At 63.7% G+C, this 16,764-nt stretch carries 12 protein-coding genes; 9 read left to right on the forward strand and 3 right to left on the reverse strand.

Annotated features, from left to right (window positions below):
- The first annotated feature begins 197 nt into the window (after positions 1-197).
- The 4 genes from ACOZJV_RS33805 (at position 198) to ACOZJV_RS33820 (ending at position 6,724) form a co-directional block, all read left to right on the forward strand.
- The gene (locus ACOZJV_RS33805; protein WP_421549529.1) at positions 198-680 is read left to right on the forward strand and encodes a sigma-70 family RNA polymerase sigma factor; all 483 of its coding nucleotides are present in this window, start codon (positions 198-200) and stop codon (positions 678-680) included.
- A 131-nt stretch (positions 681-811) separates the two neighbouring features.
- Positions 812-2,149, forward strand: coding sequence for a lysine N(6)-hydroxylase/L-ornithine N(5)-oxygenase family protein (locus ACOZJV_RS33810; protein ID WP_078473949.1), 1,338 nt, complete (start codon positions 812-814; stop codon positions 2,147-2,149).
- A gap of 744 nt (positions 2,150-2,893) precedes the next feature.
- Complete coding sequence (gene mgtA, locus ACOZJV_RS33815) at positions 2,894-5,659, forward strand: magnesium-translocating P-type ATPase (protein ID WP_201131801.1); 2,766 nt, start codon at positions 2,894-2,896, stop codon at positions 5,657-5,659.
- A gap of 348 nt (positions 5,660-6,007) precedes the next feature.
- Complete coding sequence (locus ACOZJV_RS33820) at positions 6,008-6,724, forward strand: MgtC/SapB family protein (protein ID WP_020295518.1); 717 nt, start codon at positions 6,008-6,010, stop codon at positions 6,722-6,724.
- Positions 6,725-6,753: 29 nt separating this feature from the next.
- Here ACOZJV_RS33820 and ACOZJV_RS33825 read toward each other — a convergent pair whose 3' ends face one another.
- On the reverse strand, positions 6,754-7,068 hold the full coding sequence (locus tag ACOZJV_RS33825) for a hypothetical protein (protein ID WP_078473951.1): 315 nt from the start codon (positions 7,066-7,068) through the stop codon (positions 6,754-6,756).
- 602 nt (positions 7,069-7,670) lie between these two features.
- Between ACOZJV_RS33825 and ACOZJV_RS33830 the strand changes: the two genes are divergently transcribed.
- Positions 7,671-8,099 (forward strand): chemotaxis protein CheY, encoded by a 429-nt coding sequence (locus ACOZJV_RS33830; RefSeq protein ID WP_078473952.1) that lies wholly within the window; start codon positions 7,671-7,673, stop codon positions 8,097-8,099.
- Positions 8,100-8,153: 54 nt separating this feature from the next.
- Here the strand turns inward: ACOZJV_RS33830 and dkgB are convergent, their stop codons facing one another.
- Both dkgB and ACOZJV_RS33840 read right to left on the reverse strand, forming a co-directional pair.
- Positions 8,154-8,957, reverse strand: a complete 804-nt coding sequence (gene dkgB, locus ACOZJV_RS33835; RefSeq protein WP_078473953.1) for a 2,5-didehydrogluconate reductase DkgB — start codon at positions 8,955-8,957, stop codon at positions 8,154-8,156.
- Positions 8,958-9,195: 238 nt separating this feature from the next.
- Positions 9,196-9,732: a PaaI family thioesterase gene (locus ACOZJV_RS33840; RefSeq protein WP_421549530.1), complete on the reverse strand. Its 537-nt coding sequence runs from the start codon at positions 9,730-9,732 to the stop codon at positions 9,196-9,198.
- 219 nt (positions 9,733-9,951) lie between these two features.
- On the opposite strand from ACOZJV_RS33840, the gene ACOZJV_RS33845 reads away from it, so the two are divergent.
- The 4 genes from ACOZJV_RS33845 to ACOZJV_RS33860 all read left to right on the forward strand — a co-directional run bounded on the left by ACOZJV_RS33845 (position 9,952) and on the right by ACOZJV_RS33860 (position 16,745).
- On the forward strand, positions 9,952-10,824 hold the full coding sequence (locus ACOZJV_RS33845) for a pirin family protein (protein ID WP_078473954.1): 873 nt from the start codon (positions 9,952-9,954) through the stop codon (positions 10,822-10,824).
- A gap of 139 nt (positions 10,825-10,963) precedes the next feature.
- On the forward strand, positions 10,964-12,406 hold the full coding sequence (locus ACOZJV_RS33850) for a mechanosensitive ion channel family protein (protein ID WP_201131799.1): 1,443 nt from the start codon (positions 10,964-10,966) through the stop codon (positions 12,404-12,406).
- 107 nt (positions 12,407-12,513) lie between these two features.
- Entirely contained in the window at positions 12,514-12,954 is a 441-nt protein-coding gene (locus ACOZJV_RS33855) for a carboxymuconolactone decarboxylase family protein (protein ID WP_020295525.1), read from the forward strand.
- A 107-nt stretch (positions 12,955-13,061) separates the two neighbouring features.
- The gene (locus ACOZJV_RS33860) at positions 13,062-16,745 is read left to right on the forward strand and encodes a DUF4132 domain-containing protein (RefSeq protein ID WP_421549531.1); all 3,684 of its coding nucleotides are present in this window, start codon (positions 13,062-13,064) and stop codon (positions 16,743-16,745) included.
- The last annotated feature ends 19 nt before the right edge of the window (positions 16,746-16,764 follow it).

Below are 16,764 nucleotides of genomic sequence, written 5' to 3' on the forward strand. Positions count from 1 at the left end.
TTAAGCCCGGAAACATAGGGTTACAGGTATGGATTCACAAAATAAACGTCGGGCACAGCGTTAGCGCTTTAAATCTATATGAGAATTACTATAAATTGCGTTGCTTATAAGCTGCCATCATTCTGATGCCCTGCACAAGCCCTGGCGGAGCGTCGTACTCAAGGACAAAAGTCCCTCGTTTTTCGGGGGCGGGAGTCATGTTGGAAAACTACTATCGCGAGCTGGTGAGTTTCCTCAACGCCAAGCTCGGCAACCGCCAGGTGGCCGAAGATGTGGTGCATGACGCGTATGTGCGGGTGCTGGAACGCGCCAGCGACACCCCCATCGAGCAGCCACGTGCCTTTCTCTACCGCACCGCGCTGAACCTGGTGATCGACGGCCATCGGCGCAGCGCGCTGCGTCAGTCCGAGCCCTTGGAAGTGCTCGACAACGAAGAGCGTTTTTTCAGCCCCTCGCCGCAAACCGGTATGGACCACAGCCAGCGCCTGGACATGCTGCAACGCGCCCTGGCCGAGTTGCCGCCCCTGTGCCGCGACAGTTTCCTGCTGCGCAAGCTCGAAGGCCTGTCGCACCCGGAAATCGCCGAGCGCCTGGGAATCTCCCGCAGCCTGGTGGAAAAACACATCGTCAACGCCATGAAGCATTGTCGTGCTCGTGCGCGTCAGTGGGACACCCACTGATCCCCCTGGGTTAAATTTTTTTTCATTGTCCTCGTTCCTACTCAACAGACGACCTGCTGTCTTGCCATGGGCCGACCAGGTCACCGTCGCTTTCTCCCCGCGTTGAGGGGCTTATCCAGAGGACACTGGAAATGACACAGGCAATTGCATCGGCCACCGTTCACGACTTGATTGGTATTGGTTTCGGCCCCTCGAACCTGGCGCTGGCCATTGCCCTGGAGGAGCGTGGCCAGGTTCAAGGTCCGCTGGACGCGTTGTTTCTCGACAAGCAACTGGACTACCGCTGGCACGGCAACACCCTGGTCACCCAGAGCGAGTTGCAGATCTCGTTCCTCAAGGACCTGGTGACCCTGCGCAACCCCACCAGCCCCTACTCCTTTGTCAATTACCTCAAGCACCACGGGCGCCTGGTGGATTTCATCAACCTCGGCACCTTTTACCCGTGCCGCATGGAGTTCAACGATTACCTGCGCTGGGTGGCCTCGCACTTCCAGGGCCAGAGCCGCTACGGCGAAGACGTGCTGGCCATCGAGCCGGTGCTGCACAACCAGCAGGTTGAAGCCCTGCGGGTGATTTCCCGTGATGCCCAGGGCCAGGAGCAGGTGCGCACCACCCGTTCGGTGGTGGTCAGCGCCGGCGGCACGCCGCGGATCCCCGAAACCTTCCAGGCGCTCAAGGATGACCCTCGGGTGTTCCACCATTCCCAGTACCTGGCGCGCATGGCCGAGCAGCCGTGTGTTGCCGGCCAGCCGATGAAGATCGCGATCATCGGTGGCGGGCAGAGCGCGGCCGAGGCCTTTATCGACCTCAACGACAGCTTCCCGTCGGTGCAGGTGGACATGATCATTCGCGGCTCGGCGCTCAAGCCGGCCGACGACAGCCCGTTCGTCAACGAAGTGTTCTCGCCGGAATTCACCGACCTGGTGTTCCAGCAGGCCAGCAGCGAGCGTGAGCGCCTGGTCAACGAGTACCACAACACCAACTACTCGGTGGTCGACATCGACCTGATCGAACGCATCTACGGCATCTTCTACCGGCAGAAAGTCTCCGGGGTCGCCCGCCACGCCTTCCGCACTCTGACCACCGTCGAGCAAGCCACTGCCAGCGCCCAGGGCGTGGAACTGGTGCTGCGCAACAACGCCACCGGCGAACGTTCGGTGCAGCACTACGACGCCGTGGTCCTGGCCACCGGCTACGAGCGGCAGATGCACCGTCAACTGCTGGCCCCGTTGCAGGAGTACCTGGGCGAGTTCGAGGTCGACCGCAACTACCGCGTGCTCACCGATGAGCGCTGCAAGGCCGGCATCTATATGCAGGGCTTCAGCCAGGCCAGCCACGGCTTGAGCGACACGCTGCTGTCGATCCTGCCGATCCGCGCCGAGGAAATCGCCGGCTCCCTGTATGAACATGGCAAGAGCCGTGGCCATAGCCGTTCGGTCAGGGATGTGTTGCTGGCCACCGCGAGCTGATCGGCTGCAGCGAACAGGCTCAGAGGTCTTGTGGTGAGGGCGCTTGCTCCCGCTCGACCGCGCAGCGGTCGCAAACAAGGGGTGTGCGGTGTGCCTGACAAACGCGGTATTGCGGTGTTGGGCATGCGCCGCCCTGGAGCGTCGGCGGCCCCCCAGTGCGAGCCACCAGGGGGCTGAAGTACTGGGGGTTTTTAGCACCGATTGCAGTGGAACATTTGGGAGGGCTTTGCCCTCCAGCGGGAGCAAGCCCCCTCGCCACAGGACTGCTTTTCGCGCGCGATAGGTGATCGATTTTGCTGTTTGTCCCTCTCTTCCTGAACCTCCCCTGAAGAACTATCTGATTGCAATATCAGACTCCGACTATTGATTTACTCTCGAAATATCGCGGCGTAAGCTGCGCGCGATTTCATCAATAGCGGAGACCCGGAGTGGGGACTTGTTCGAGTGACAGTAGTCGGCCGGTTGCGATAACCGGCGCATTCTCGGCTCGATAACGCGCAGCTTCTTGTGCCGTTGTCTCGCCGTGTAGCGAGAAGCGGCACCCCGATCGCGGCCAGCTCCGGCCGCGCTTCGATGTCTCTCTCAACGACTCTGAACAGTGCGTGATGCCAGGCCCCAAGCCTGACTCGTGCCACGGACGCGCAGGTTCAATCCTGCGGGCCGCAACTGCCTGGGCGTCGTTCCAGTGGGGTGTGGCCGTGCCTGCCAAAGGTTTTCCCTGCGCTGACCGCTAGGGGCACGACCATGAACCTCACTCTGTTGAAAGAGTTTTTCGCCGGCTTTCTGCGGACCCGGCATTTCTCCCGGCATTTTCGCCGCCTGGCGCTGCTGGAAAGCTTCAGCGACGCCAGCGTCAGCCGGGAAGTGCCGCCGACGCTCGCGCAAACTCTGGTCGGCGCGGCCAACAGCGATGCCACCACCCTGCTCGACAGCCTCGGCAGCCACACCGACGGCCTGAGCCAGGAAGAGGCCGACAGCCTGCAGGCCCGGCATGGCCTCAACGAGGTCGAGCACGAGCAGCCCCTGCCGTGGTGGGTGCACCTGTGGCACTGCTATAAAAACCCGTTCAACCTGCTGCTGACCCTGCTGGCGGTCATCTCCTGGCTGACCGAAGACATGAAGGCCGCCACGGTGATTTTCTCCATGGTGGTGCTTTCGACCCTGCTGCGGTTCTGGCAGGAGGCCAAGTCGAACAAGGCCGCCGATGCCTTGAAAGCCATGGTCAGCAACACCGCCACCGTAATCCGCCGCGACTTCAGCCCCGACGCCGCGATACCGGCGGCGCGCCTGCCCAGCGCGACCCTGGCCAACCGCGGGGCGCGGACCTTCGAGCTGCCGATCAAGCAACTGGTGCCAGGCGACCTGATCGTGCTCTCGGCGGGCGACATGATTCCCGCCGATTGCCGGGTACTCAGCGCCAAGGACCTGTTTGTCAGCCAGGCGGCAATGACCGGCGAATCGATGCCGGTGGAAAAATTCCCACGCCAGCAGGACGAAGGCACCAGCAACCCCTTGGACCTGGACAACATCCTGTTCATGGGCACCAACGTGGTCTCAGGTTCCGCCACCGCGCTGATCCTCACCACCGGCAACAGCACCTATTTCGGCGCCCTGGCCCAGCGCGTCGGCGCCACCGATCGCGCGCCCACTTCGTTCCAGACCGGGGTCAATAAAGTCAGCTGGCTGCTGATCCGCTTCATGTTCGTGATGGCGCCGCTGGTGCTGTTCATCAATGGCTTCACCAAGGGCGACTGGATGCAGGCGCTGCTGTTCGCGCTTTCCATCGCCGTGGGCCTGACCCCGGAAATGCTGCCGATGATCGTCACCTCGACCCTGGCCAAGGGCGCGGTGTTTCTGTCGCGCAAGAAAGTCATCGTCAAGCGCCTGGACGCGATCCAGAACTTCGGCGCCATGGACGTGCTGTGCACCGACAAGACCGGGACCCTGACCCAGGACAAAATCTTCCTCGCCCGGCACGTTGATGTCTGGGGCCTGGAGTCCGACGACGTGCTGGAAATGGCCTACCTCAACAGCTACTACCAGACCGGCCTGAAAAACCTGCTGGACGTGGCGGTGCTGGAGCACGTCGAAGTGCACCGCGAACTGCAAGTCGGCACCGCCTTCCAGAAGGTCGATGAGATCCCGTTCGACTTCACCCGCCGCCGCATGTCGGTGGTGGTGGCCGAGCAGGAACATCCGCACCTGCTGATCTGCAAGGGCGCGGTGGAAGAGGTACTGGCGGTGTGCAACAAGGTGCGCCATGGCGAATCCGAAGAGACCCTGAGCGATGAATTGCTGGCGCGGATCCGTCAGGTCACTTCCGGGCTCAACGGCGAAGGCCTGCGAGTGGTGGCCGTGGCCGCGCGGGCCATGGCCCCGGGGCGCGACACCTACAGCCTGGCCGATGAGCAGGACCTGACCCTGATCGGCTACGTGGCCTTTCTCGATCCGCCCAAGGAAAGCACCGCCCCGGCGCTGCGGGCCCTGGCCGAGCATGGGGTGGCGGTCAAGGTGCTGACCGGCGACAACGAGCTGGTCACGGCCAAGATCTGCCGCGAGGTCGGCCTGGAGCAGCAAGGCCTGCTGCTGGGCAACGACGTCGAACGCATGAGTGACACCGAGCTGGCACTGGCGGTGGAAACCACCAACGTCTTCGCCAAACTCACCCCGTCCCACAAGGAGCGCATCGTCCGCCTGCTCAAGGCCAACGGGCATGTGGTGGGCTTTATGGGCGACGGCATCAACGACGCCCCGGCCCTGCGCACCGCCGACATCGGTATTTCGGTGGACAGCGCGGTGGATATCGCCAAAGAGGCTGCCGATATCATCCTCCTGGAAAAAAGCCTGATGGTGCTGGAGGAGGGCGTGCTGGAAGGCCGCCGGACCTTCGCCAACATGCTCAAGTACATCAAAATGACCGCCAGCTCGAACTTCGGCAACGTGTTCTCGGTGCTGGTGGCCAGTGCCTTCATTCCGTTTCTGCCGATGTTGCCGATGCACCTGCTGGTGCAGAACCTGCTGTACGACATTTCGCAAATTGCCATTCCCTTCGACAACGTCGACGAAGAAATGCTGAAAAAACCTCAGCGCTGGCAGCCGGCGGACGTCGGGCGTTTCATGTTGTTTTTCGGGCCCATCAGCTCGATCTTCGACATCACCACCTTTGCCCTGATGTGGTACGTGTTCGACGCCAACACCCCGGACCACCAGACCCTGTTCCAGTCCGGCTGGTTCGTGGTCGGGCTGCTGACCCAGACCCTGATCGTGCACATGATCCGCACCCCGAAAATTCCGTTCCTGCAAAGCCGCGCGGCCATGCCGCTGATGGTGATGACCGGGATCATCATGGCGGTCGGCATCTTCCTGCCCATGGGCCCGCTGGCGCACTACTTCAAATTGCAGGCGCTGCCGTCGCTGTATTTTGTGTTTTTACCGGTGATATTGCTGGCGTACATGGCACTTACCCAGGCGGTGAAGGGCTTCTATGTACGGCGCTTTGGTTGGCAATAAGAGGGAGCAGCTGCGAGCTTTTAGCGGTAAGCGGTAAGCGGTAAGCGGTAAGCGGTAAGCGGCAAGCGGCAAGAGGGTTGGGGCAGGCTTCAGTTTTTGTGGCGAGGGAGCTTGCTCCCGCTGGAGGGCGCAGCCCTCCCAAACCAGCTCACTGAGTAGTGCCTGATACACCTTGTCGCCCGGTTTTGGGGCCGCTTCGCAGCCCAGCGGGAGCAAGCTCCCTCGCCACAAAGGGGCTTGTGCATTTCTTTGCCACAATAGACGCAGGCTCCGCCCTTCAACAGATGTTCATCTGCCCCTGGCACAGTGGCCCACGCCGCTTTGCCATTTCGCACAAGGACCCTGCCCATGCAAGCCATCGACAACATCAACCTGACCTCGTTGGTCGACACCCTGGTTAGCCTCAGCGCGGCGTTTGTTCTCGGTGGCTTGATTGGTTTCGAGCGTCAGTATCGCCAGCGCACGGCCGGGTTGCGCACCAATGTGCTGGTGGCCGTGGGGGCGGCGATTTTTGTCGACATGGCCAACCGCCTGGGCGGCGCCGAGGGTGCGGTGCGGGTGGTGGCGTATGTGGTGTCGGGCATCGGCTTTCTCGGGGCCGGGGTGATCATGCGCGAGGAGGGCAATGTGCGCGGCCTCAATACCGCGGCCACGCTCTGGGCGTCGGCGGGTGTCGGGGCGTGCGCCGGTGCCGACCTGATTCTGGAGGCGTTGCTCGGCACCCTGTTTGTGTTGGCGGCCAACACCCTGCTGCGGCCGATCGTCAATAACATCAACCGCCAGCCGCTGGATGTGATTTCCGCCGAGGTCACCAATATCGTCTACGTCATCGCCCAGCGCGCGCGGCAAAAGGCGGTGCTGGCGCTGCTGGAAGCCGAGCTTGAGCGCAGCAACTACCCGGCCAGCGACGTCGACGTGCATGCCTTTGGCAGCGAGGAGGTGGAGATCGAAGCGACCCTGGCCACCACCTCGGTTGACGGTGACGAACTCGATGCCCTGGTGGCGCGGCTGTCGACCTCGCCGCTGGTGCAACAGGCGTTCTGGAGCCCGAGCACCACCGAGTGAAACGCCGTCACCGTTCGCGATTCAAGCGCTCAGGGGACGTTGCCGGCCTTGACCTTGGCCCCGTCGAGCAGCGCGTCGACAATGGCCCGCGCGGTTTCCACGCAATGGATCATCGACCAGATCAGGCCCCGCTCGACGCCGCTGGCGCTGCTGATTTCATCCGACACTTCCTCGGCGCTCAACAGCAGTTGCGACACCTGGATTAGCGCCTCTTCAGCATTGAATCCTTCGCGAATCGCCAACAGCGAACGCTGCCGGGCATCGCGGCAGCCAAAAGCGCGGCTGGCGGTGCTGCCGAGTGCATCGGTCAGGGAAGAGGGGGGATCGGGAACGAGTTTTTTCATGGGTGCAGCTCCTAGGGTGGTGGAGCCGCCACGTTTCGCTGCGAAGCGAAGAGGGTGGCAGCTGTACGCAGGTTCGCAGACCGGGCCCTAGGAACCCCGGCAGACTCGAAAGTCTCCCGCGCACAGCCGCCATAAAAACGATGAACAGGCATAACAACATGCCTGCATCAGATGGTGAGCTCTGTGCGTCCAGGGTTGGCTCGGGCTGCGAAACCCGATCGCTGATGTGCAGCGACACCCGGAGACTAGCCACCCACCCGATACAGAACAAGAGCCCGCAGCACCCAAAAATGACCGTTGGGATTCTCTAGGAAAAGCCTTACAAAACAAAGCGACAATTCACTCGCCCAGCCCCTAGCCCCAACTCGCGTGGAGCTTGAAACTTGACGCTTGCTACTGGGCGCTTGGACTTTTTGTTTTGCCGGGGTGGCACCTAAGTAAAATTTTCGGGTCTTTGAAAGGGGCCGCGGGTATGAGGTTGCTATATCGCTTTTCAGATTGTTCCTACAGCAAACCCCTATCGACTTGCATAACCTCTGCCCGGATCTCTAGGGAGCTAGAACGTTCATCCCGCTGAATTAACCGTCACGGTCTGACAAAAAATGTTGAATAAAACCTTGCGTGTCCTGATTGCCGATGAGCAGCACTTCAATCGCATGAAAATAGAAAGGGACTTGAACCAGCTGCGCTATTTCCGGATTGCCCCGGTTCACCACCTGGAAGAGTTGCTGACCCTGGTGGAGTACGGGTGTGAACCGTTCGACCTGTTGATCATCAGTGCCGCGTTTGTGGGCCAGGCCCAGTTCGATCTGCTGTCCTTTTGTCTGGACAACCCTCAGATCAACCACGCATTGATCTACGACGGGCAACGCCTGGAGCAATCCCAGGTGCTGTCGCGCCGTCAGCAGAAGATCCAGCTCAACCAGCAGCAACTGCCGGACCGGGAAAGCCTGAAGCGCCTGATGGCCTGGGTCGACCCCTCTCTGGAGCAAGCCAGCCTCAACAGCCAGCGCAAGTTGCACGCTTTTTAACCACCTGCGCCAGCGAAAACGGCCAGGGCCTGCGTCAGCACCCTGGGGTTTGGTTCAGTCCCAGTGTGGCGCCAGGCCGGCGGGGCTGGTCAGGCGATGGGCGCGTTCCAGGCCGGCAATGCGCGCCATGTCGTCCTCGGTCAGGCGCAGGTCACAGGCGCCCAGGTTGCTTTGCAGGTTGGCGCGCTTGGTCGATGACGGAATCACCGCATAACCCAGCTGCATGGCCCAGGCCAGGGTCACCTGCGCCGGCGTGGCCTGATGCTGCGTGGCGATCTGCTGGATCACCGGATCGTTCAGCACCTCACCGTAGGCCAGGGTCATGTAGGACGTGATCTGGATCCCCTGGCTGCGGGCGAACTCCGCCACCTTGCGGTTTTGCAGGTAGGGGTGCAGCTCGATCTGGTTGGTGGCGATCTGCTCGGCGCCGACGACCTTGATCGCTTGTTGCATCAGGTCGATGGTGAAATTGGAGATGCCGATCTGCCGGGTCAGCCCCAGTTGCTTGGCCTCCAGCAGCGCGCTCATGAATTCCTCGACCGGCACTTGGTCATCGGGGGAGGGCCAATGGATCAGGGTCAGGTCCAGGTAGTCGGTTTGCAGCTTGCGCAGGCTTTCCTTGAGGCTGGGGATCAGTGTGTCGGCGGCGAAATGGGCGACCCAGATCTTGCTGGTGATAAACAGCTGGTCGCGGGCGATGCCACTGGCGGCAATGGCCTCGCCGACCTCGGCTTCGTTGTCATAAATCTGCGCGGTATCGATTGCCCGGTAACCCAGCTCCAGGCCGGTGCTCACCGAATCGATCACAACCTGGCCCTGTAAACGAAACGTGCCAAGGCCAAAGGCGGGTACAGACATAAGAAACTCCGAAAGTGTGGTGGGAATGCCCCGAGTATCCGCACCTGCCGCCCGAAGAAAAACCCAAGGTCGGGCAAAGCAATATTGCCCCCCACGCACGAATCCATCCCCCGCCCGCACCCAGACCCACACCTGTAGCCACTGCCGCTAGGCTGCGCAGTCCCTCAATAACGCCGGAGATACTCCGGATGTACACAGCGCCTGTCATGGCCAGCGCAGCCTGGTGGCCCGCCCGTCTTCATCGCGGCTGCAAGATCATGCAGGTGGTCGACCCCGTGGCATACAGGCGCCCATCCACATCGTAGATGCGCCCTTCGGCCAGGGCGGTGGAGCGGCCCAGATGCACGACTTTGCCTTCGGCGCGGATCGGGCCGCTGCTGCCGGTGAGGGCGCGGACGTAGCTGATGCGCAGGTCGAGGGTGGTATAGCCCTGGCCCTTTTGCAGTTGGGTATGAATCGCGCAGCCCATGCACGAGTCGAGCAGGGTCGCGGCGTAGCCGCCGTGCACGCTGCCCAGGGGGTTGTAGTGCCGTGAATCCGGTGTGCCCTGGAACAGGAACATCCCGGCCGACCATTCGATGGGGATAAAGTCCAGCAGGCTGCCAATCGGCGGCGAGGGCAGTTCGCCATTGCCGATGCCTTCGAAGAATTCACTGGGCGAGAGCGCGCTGACTTCGGCCAGGCTCAGGCTCCCGGGCCCGGCCAGGCGGGCGCGCATGTCCTGCTCCTGGGCGATCCATTGGGCCAGGGTGGCATCACGGGATGGGCTTTGCATGGGCATTTCCTCTGGGAGCGGACAGGACGATGAGGGGTGAATATTATGCTCGAAATATTTCATCGGCCAGTGTCAAAACCGCCACAGGTCGGAAGCTGGCGGTGCGTGCACCATCGTCCTCTCCATGGAACGCAGTAACTGATTTTTGCCGTCTAGTGCGCCCCGGGGCGCTGCTTTAAGGTGGCGCATCGGTTTTTATCCACCCCTTCGAGGCCCGCCATGAAGAACATCATCGGTATCTACACCAGCCCCCGAGCACATTGGGTGGGCGATGGTTTCCCGGTTCGCACGCTGTTTTCCTACGACAACCTGGGCCAGCACATCAGCCCGTTTCTGCTGCTCGATCACGCCGCACCCACCGAGTTCAGCCCGACCACCGAGCGCCGTGGCGTGGGCCAGCACCCCCATCGCGGCTTCGAGACCGTGACCATCGTCTACCAGGGCGAGCTGGAGCACCGCGATTCCACCGGCAGCGGCGGCATCATCGGCGCCGGCGACGTGCAGTGGATGACCGCCGCCAAGGGCATCCTGCACGAGGAGTTCCACTCCCAGGGTTTCGCCCAGCGTGGCGGCACCCTGGAAATGGTCCAGTTGTGGGTCAACCTGCCAGCCCGGGACAAGATGGCCGCGCCCGGCTACCAGACCCTGATCGATGGCGATATCCCGCTCATCAGCCTGCCTGACGACGCCGGTAACCTGCGGCTGATCGCCGGTGAGTTCGCCGGGCAACAGGGACCGGCGCGCACCTTTACCCCGATCGACGTCTGGGACATCCGCCTCAACGCCGGCAAGCCCCTGACCCTGGACCTGCCCGCCGGGCGCAACACGGCCCTGGTGGTGCTGCATGGCACGGTCCAGGTCAACGGCCAGGAACTGGCGCGCGAAGGGCAACTGGTGCTGTTCGAGCGCGACGGCCAGCAACTGAGCCTGGAGGCCAACAACGATGCGGTGGTGCTGCTGCTCAGCGGCGAGCCGATCGACGAGCCCATCGTCGGCCACGGCCCGTTCGTGATGAACAGCGAGCAGGAAATCCACCAGGCCTTCATCGACTTCCAGTCCGGTGGTTTTGGCCGGATGGACGCCGCGCATTAGGTAGCCATCGCTGCGGTCGGGCTTGAGCCCCGCGCCGCAGCCCGCCTTCCCGCCATTCCCCGGGTTTTTTATTTCCAGCTATACCTGCTGCTGCAGGTGGTGTGCGATCTTCGCGCCACTGGTTTGCTGGAGTTGCGCGATGCCGTCTGTCCTCACCGATCACCCGTTGCTCTGCGCCCTGGCGCTGATCTTTATCGACATTGTGTTGTGGCGGCTGATCGGCAGCCGGGGCAGCCGGTGGCAACTGGCGGTGCGGGTGCTGATTTTCTCGTTGTTCAGCCTGCTGTTGTTCAACGAAGGCATGAACCCCATGCAGCCGGCACCCTGGCCGGAGAACGTGCCGCTGCACCTGGCGGCCACCGGTTTGCAGATTGGCTGGTGGCTGTTTGGCGCGCGCACCCTGACCGTGCTCCTGGGCACCCTGATGATGCAGCGGGTCGGCCACACCGGGCGGTTGTTGCAGGACCTGCTGGGGGCGGTGATCTTCCTGATCGCGATCATCGCCGCCCTGGCCTACGTGCTCGACCTGCCGGTCAAGGGCGTGCTGGCCACTTCCGGGGCCGTGGCGATCATTGTCGGCCTGGCGTTGCAGAGCACCCTCAGCGATGTGTTTTCCGGGATCGTGCTCAACACCACCAAGCCCTATCAGCTCGATGACTGGATCTCCATCGACGGCACCGAAGGCCGGGTCACCGATATCGATTGGCGCGCCACGCGCCTGCAAACCGCCCAGGGCAGCATGGCGGTGATCCCCAACTCCCTGGCGGCCAAGGCCAAGATCATCAACTTCAGCCGCCCCAGCGATATGCACGGGGTGTCCATCAGTGTGCAGGTCAGCCCCCATGCCCGGCCGCACCGGGTGATCGAGGCACTGGAGCGGGCGATGCTCGGCTGTCGCCAGTTGCTGGCGACCCCGGCGCCCAGCGTGGCCCTCAAAAGCTCCGGCAGCGCCGGCGTCGAGTACGAAATCAGTGGCTTCGTGGCCTCTATGGGGCTCAAGCGCGAGGTGCGCAATCAGCTGTATGACCTGGCGTTCCGCCACCTGCAGACCGCCGGGGTGAGCCTGCTGTCCACTGGCGAGAGCGCCGCCCCCAGCAACCTGTCGCGGCCCCGGGCCTTGCTCGAAAGCTCGTCGATTTTCTCGACCCTGCGCCAGGAGGAAAAAGATACCTTCAGCCAGAACATGCACCTGCAGACCTTCCGCGCCGGGGCGATGATCCTGCCGGCGGGGGAGGTCAGCGACCATTTGTTCATCATCGAGTCGGGCGTGGTCTCGGTGACCCTGAGCCGCGCCGGCGTGCCGTTCGAGGCCGGGCGCATGGGGCCGGGGGAGGTGATCGGCGAAGCGGGGATCCTGGCTGAGCAATCGGTGCCGGCGGACTTCAGCGCCAAGACCTTCTGCAGCCTGTACCGCATCGAGAAGGACTACCTCAAGCCGTGCCTGGAAGCGCGCCAGGATATCGGCGAGGCCATGAAGAACCTGCTCGACCTGCGCCTGCACAGCGCCCAGGTGCTGACCGCCGACTTGCCCCCGGCCCCGGCGAAAAAAGGCTTTATGCAGTGGTTGCGCAGCCACACCTAGGCCGGCGGTGGCCGATTGGCCACCTCATCTTTGTCACAATTGGATATGGGTCGGCAGCGGTGGCGGGCTTAACGTAGCGGCACATTCACTTGTACCGGAGCACGTTCATGCAACCTCGTATCGATTTCTACACCGCCTCGCCCGATGCCCTCAAAGCCATGATGGCCCTGGAAAATGCGGTGTCGAAACTGCCCCTGGAAAAATCGCTGATCGAGCTGGTCAAGCTGCGCGCCTCGCAGATCAACAGCTGCGCCTTCTGCGTCGACATGCACACTGCCGATGCGCGCAAGGGTGGCGAGACCGAGCGCCGCCTGTACGCGGTGTCGGTGTGGCGCGAGGCGCCGTTCTTCACCCCGCGCGAACGGGCCGCCCTGGCCTGGACCGAATCGATGACCCTGATCAGCCAGACCCACGCCCCGGACGCCGACTACGAGCTGCTGGCCAGCGCGTTCAGCCCCAGCGAAATGGTCGACCTCACCGTGGCAATCTCCACCATCAATAGCTGGAACCGCCTGGCCGTGGGCTTCCGCAAGCTGCCGCAGGCATAAGCGAACGGCCCGGGCAGGGCACCTGCGGCGCAGGCCGCCCTGCCGCCGAGGGACATTGTGTTATATCCTGCGCGCCCGAAACGGACCGATAGCGAACAGGACGACAGATGCTCAAATGGATAGGCAAGGTATTGGGTGGGGCCAGCGCAACGCCGGCCGCAGCGGCGCGCGACGTGCCGGGCAACGTCTGGCTGCAGCGCCTGCAGACCTACCTCGAACCCCTTGACCACTTGCCCGATAACGGCGGCCGCGCCGGCCTGGCCGAGGCGATCCTGACCTATGTGCGCCAGGGCGATGGGCCGCAGGTCCTGGCCGAACTGGGCCAGCGTTACGCCGTCGCCAACTACCTGCACATTTTGAGCGGGCACGCGTGCCGGGTCGGCAGCCTCGGGCCGCAGCTGTATCACGATCTGACCGATGTCGACCCGGCCCAGCTGTTGCGCTGGGCGCGGGTGCTGCAAGCCTGCCCGGCACGCCGCTTCGGCATCACCATGGCCGACGGCAGCCATTGGCCGGAGCTGCTCCTGACCCACAGCGTCGAGCTGTTGCGCGACCCGCAGACCGACGAAACCCGCATCGTCCAGCGCATCAGCGCACCCTTGATGGAAACTCTGCTGCTGGAAGCGCAGCTGCCGCCCTCGGCGCTGCTGACCGCGTGTTTCAGCGGCTCGAACGACGCCTACCGCCAGGGCTACGGCATCTACCTGGTGCCCTATATGGACGGTTATTCACAGTGGGTGCTGCGCCATGTCGAGGCGCTGCGGCCGTTGCTGCTGGCGGGGGACATGTACCTCAAGCACCAGGTTCTGAACCTGATGAACGACCTCGATCCGCCGGTCATGAGCGCCATGGCCGGTGAGCTGTGTGAGATGGCCTGTGGCGGCAATCGCGAAGTGCGTGAGCAGGCGGCGCCGCTGCTGCTCAAGTGCCAGCGCGGTGCCCTGCAACCCTTGACCCTGATGATCCAGGGCGGCAAACCCGAGCAGCGCGCCCATGCCCTGCGCCTGCTGTGGGCCCTGGCCAACCAGTTGGCTGATTCGCCCCTGCGCGCCGAGGCCCGGGCCCTGGCCGAAGCCGACCGTGCGGCCTCGGTGCGCGGCCTGCTTGCCGAGTGGGACGCCGAGCCTGCCCACGAGCAGGGGCCGGTTCACTACAGCGGCCCGGTGATTGACTGGGCGGTGGCGCTGACCCCCGAGCGCCTGGAAGTGGTCGAGCAATTGTGGGCCGACCTCAATCAACTGATCGACCGGCATAACGAAAGCATCACCGAGTACTACACCGCCCACCCGGAGAAAAAAACCGCCGGCAAGTCGGAGTTGTGGCCCAACTACAGCGCTGCGGCCCTGAACCAGCTCAAGGCATTCCTGGCCTCGTCCGAGGTGGTGCCGCCGGCGTCCCGCGAGCTGCCGCAAGACCACAGTGAGTACTTTTCCCGCTCGGCGATGCAGGCCTTCGCTGACAGCGAGGCGTTGACGGCGGTGATGGCGTTCAAGGTCCTGGATTTCTGCAACGCCCTGGGCAGTGGCGAGGGCCGCCTGAGCCACATCACCTGTCGCGCGTTGGAGCAAGCCTATCGGCAGGACGATTCGCTGAGTCTGATGGCCCTGGCACAGATGCTCGAGGACCGTGGCCGCGACGGCGACAGCCTGTTGCAGGACTGCTTCAATAACGGGTTCGCCGAGGGCTGGGATGCCGACGCCGTGGCCCCGTATTTTGCCCTGCACGTGGGCTGGCTGGAGCAGGCGCTGGCGGCCCTGGAGGTGTATCACACCGACGCGCTGTACGCCGCGGTGGTTAAGATGACAGCGCCGCCCGCGTCCTTGATCAACCGTCTGTTCGAGATCGCCCTGGGCTCCAACCAGGGTGAGCGGGCCCTGGCCCAGCGTGCTCTGGAACAGCTGCCGGGCAAGGAGGCGCACCTGATTGCCGCCCTGGGTTCCGGCAAGTCCGAGGTCCGGCTGCTGGCCACCAAGTGGCTCGGCAACCTGGGCCATCAGCCGGCGATCCCGGCCTTGGAACAGGCCCTGAAAAAGGACAAGAACGACGGCGTGCGCACCGCCATGATCGAAGCCCTGGAGCAAATGGGCCAGCCGGTGGAGCAGTACCTGGACCGCGAACAATGGGTCATCGACACCAGCAAGGCCATGGCCAAGGGCGCGCCCAAGGACCTGGCGTGGTTCCCGTGGGACGCCTTGCCCGAACTGCGCTGGGCCGATACCCAGGAGCCGGTTCCGGCCCTGGCGGCCCAGGGCCTGCTGGCCCAGGCGGTCAAGCTCAAGTCGGCGCAGCCGGGGGCGTTGCTGCGGCGTTTCTGCGGGATGTTCGAGGCCCGCGGCCGCGAGCGTTTCGGCCAGTTCGTGCTGGAAATCTGGCTCGCCGAAGACACCCGGCCGATCCCGCTGGAGCAGGCCCAGCAGCTGGCCGAGCAGCATGCCACCAACACCCTGTTTTTCATCCAGCGCTACCCGGACGACTACAAGGACAGCCCGCACCTGGGCAAGAGCCTGGACGAGCTGAGCGCCAGCTTTCTGCCGCGTTTCATGCGCCAGCCCCAAGGCTCGGCGGCGGCCAGCAAAGGCTTGCTGGCGGTGGTGGCGGCCTGTGCCGGGGCTGATGCTGCGGCCCCGGCCGGGCGTTACCTCAAGGAGTTCTATGGCACCCGCGCGTCCCAGGGCAAGGCGCTGATCGCCATGCTGGCCTGGGTCGAGCACCCGTCCGCGACCCAGCTGTTGCTGTCCATTGCCAGTCGCTTTCGCACCGCAGGCTTTCAGGAAGAAGCCATCCAGCAAGCCCAGGCCCTGGCCGAACGCAACCACTGGACCCTGGCCGAGCTGGCGGACCGCACCTTGCCTTCGGCCGGCTTCGACGAGCACGGCCTGCTGGAGCTGAGTTACGGCGAGCGGCTGTTCAGCGCGCGTTTGCTGGCCGACTTCAAGATCGAGCTGTACAACCCCGACGGCAAGAAAATCGCCGCCTTGCCCGACCCGCGCCAGGACGACGACGCCGACGAAGCCAAAGAGGCGAAGAAGCAGTTCGCCAGCGCCAAGAAATCCCTGGCCAGCATCGTCAAACAGCAGACCGAGCGCCTCTACGAAGCTCTGTGCACGGGCCGTGAGTGGCCGTACGCGGACTGGCAGCGTTACCTCAACCAGCACCCGATCATGCGCCGGCTGTTGCAGCGCCTGGTCTGGGTGCAGGTCGAGGGGGACCGGGCAGTGGCCAGCTTCCGCCCGCTGGACGATGGCAGCCTGACCGATTGCGAGGACAACCCGCTGACCCTGGCCGACGACGCCCAGGTGCGCCTGGCCCACGACTCGCTGCTGGGCGCCGAGGAACTGGCCCAGTGGCAGCAGCACCTGGTGGACTACGAAGTGACGCCGCTGTTCCAGCAGTTGGGCAAGGGCGTCTATCAGTTGCCCGAAGGGCAGGGCGACGCCCATGCCATCGAGGACTTCAAGGGCCACCTGCTGGAAGCCTTCGCCCTGCGCGGCCGCGCGCTGAAGCTGGGTTATACCCGGGGCGCGACCGAGGATGCCGGCTGGTTCTACACCTATGAAAAGTCCTTTGTCAGCCTCGGGCTGTCGGCCGATATCCGCTTTACCGGCAACCCGCTGCCGGAGAGCAACCGCACCGTGGCCCTGGTCGACCTGACGTTCTACCGCGGCGGCTACAGCATGCCCCTGGCCGAGGTGCCGACGATTCTGCTCTCGGAGTGCTACCACGACCTGCGCTCGATCGCCGCCCAGGGCACAGGGTTCGACCCGGATTGGGAAAAGAAAAGTGAATACTGAACGCCTGGCACGCCACCTT

The organism is Pseudomonas sp. QD4 (assembly GCF_049199125.1).
GTDB lineage: Bacteria > Pseudomonadota > Gammaproteobacteria > Pseudomonadales > Pseudomonadaceae > Aquipseudomonas.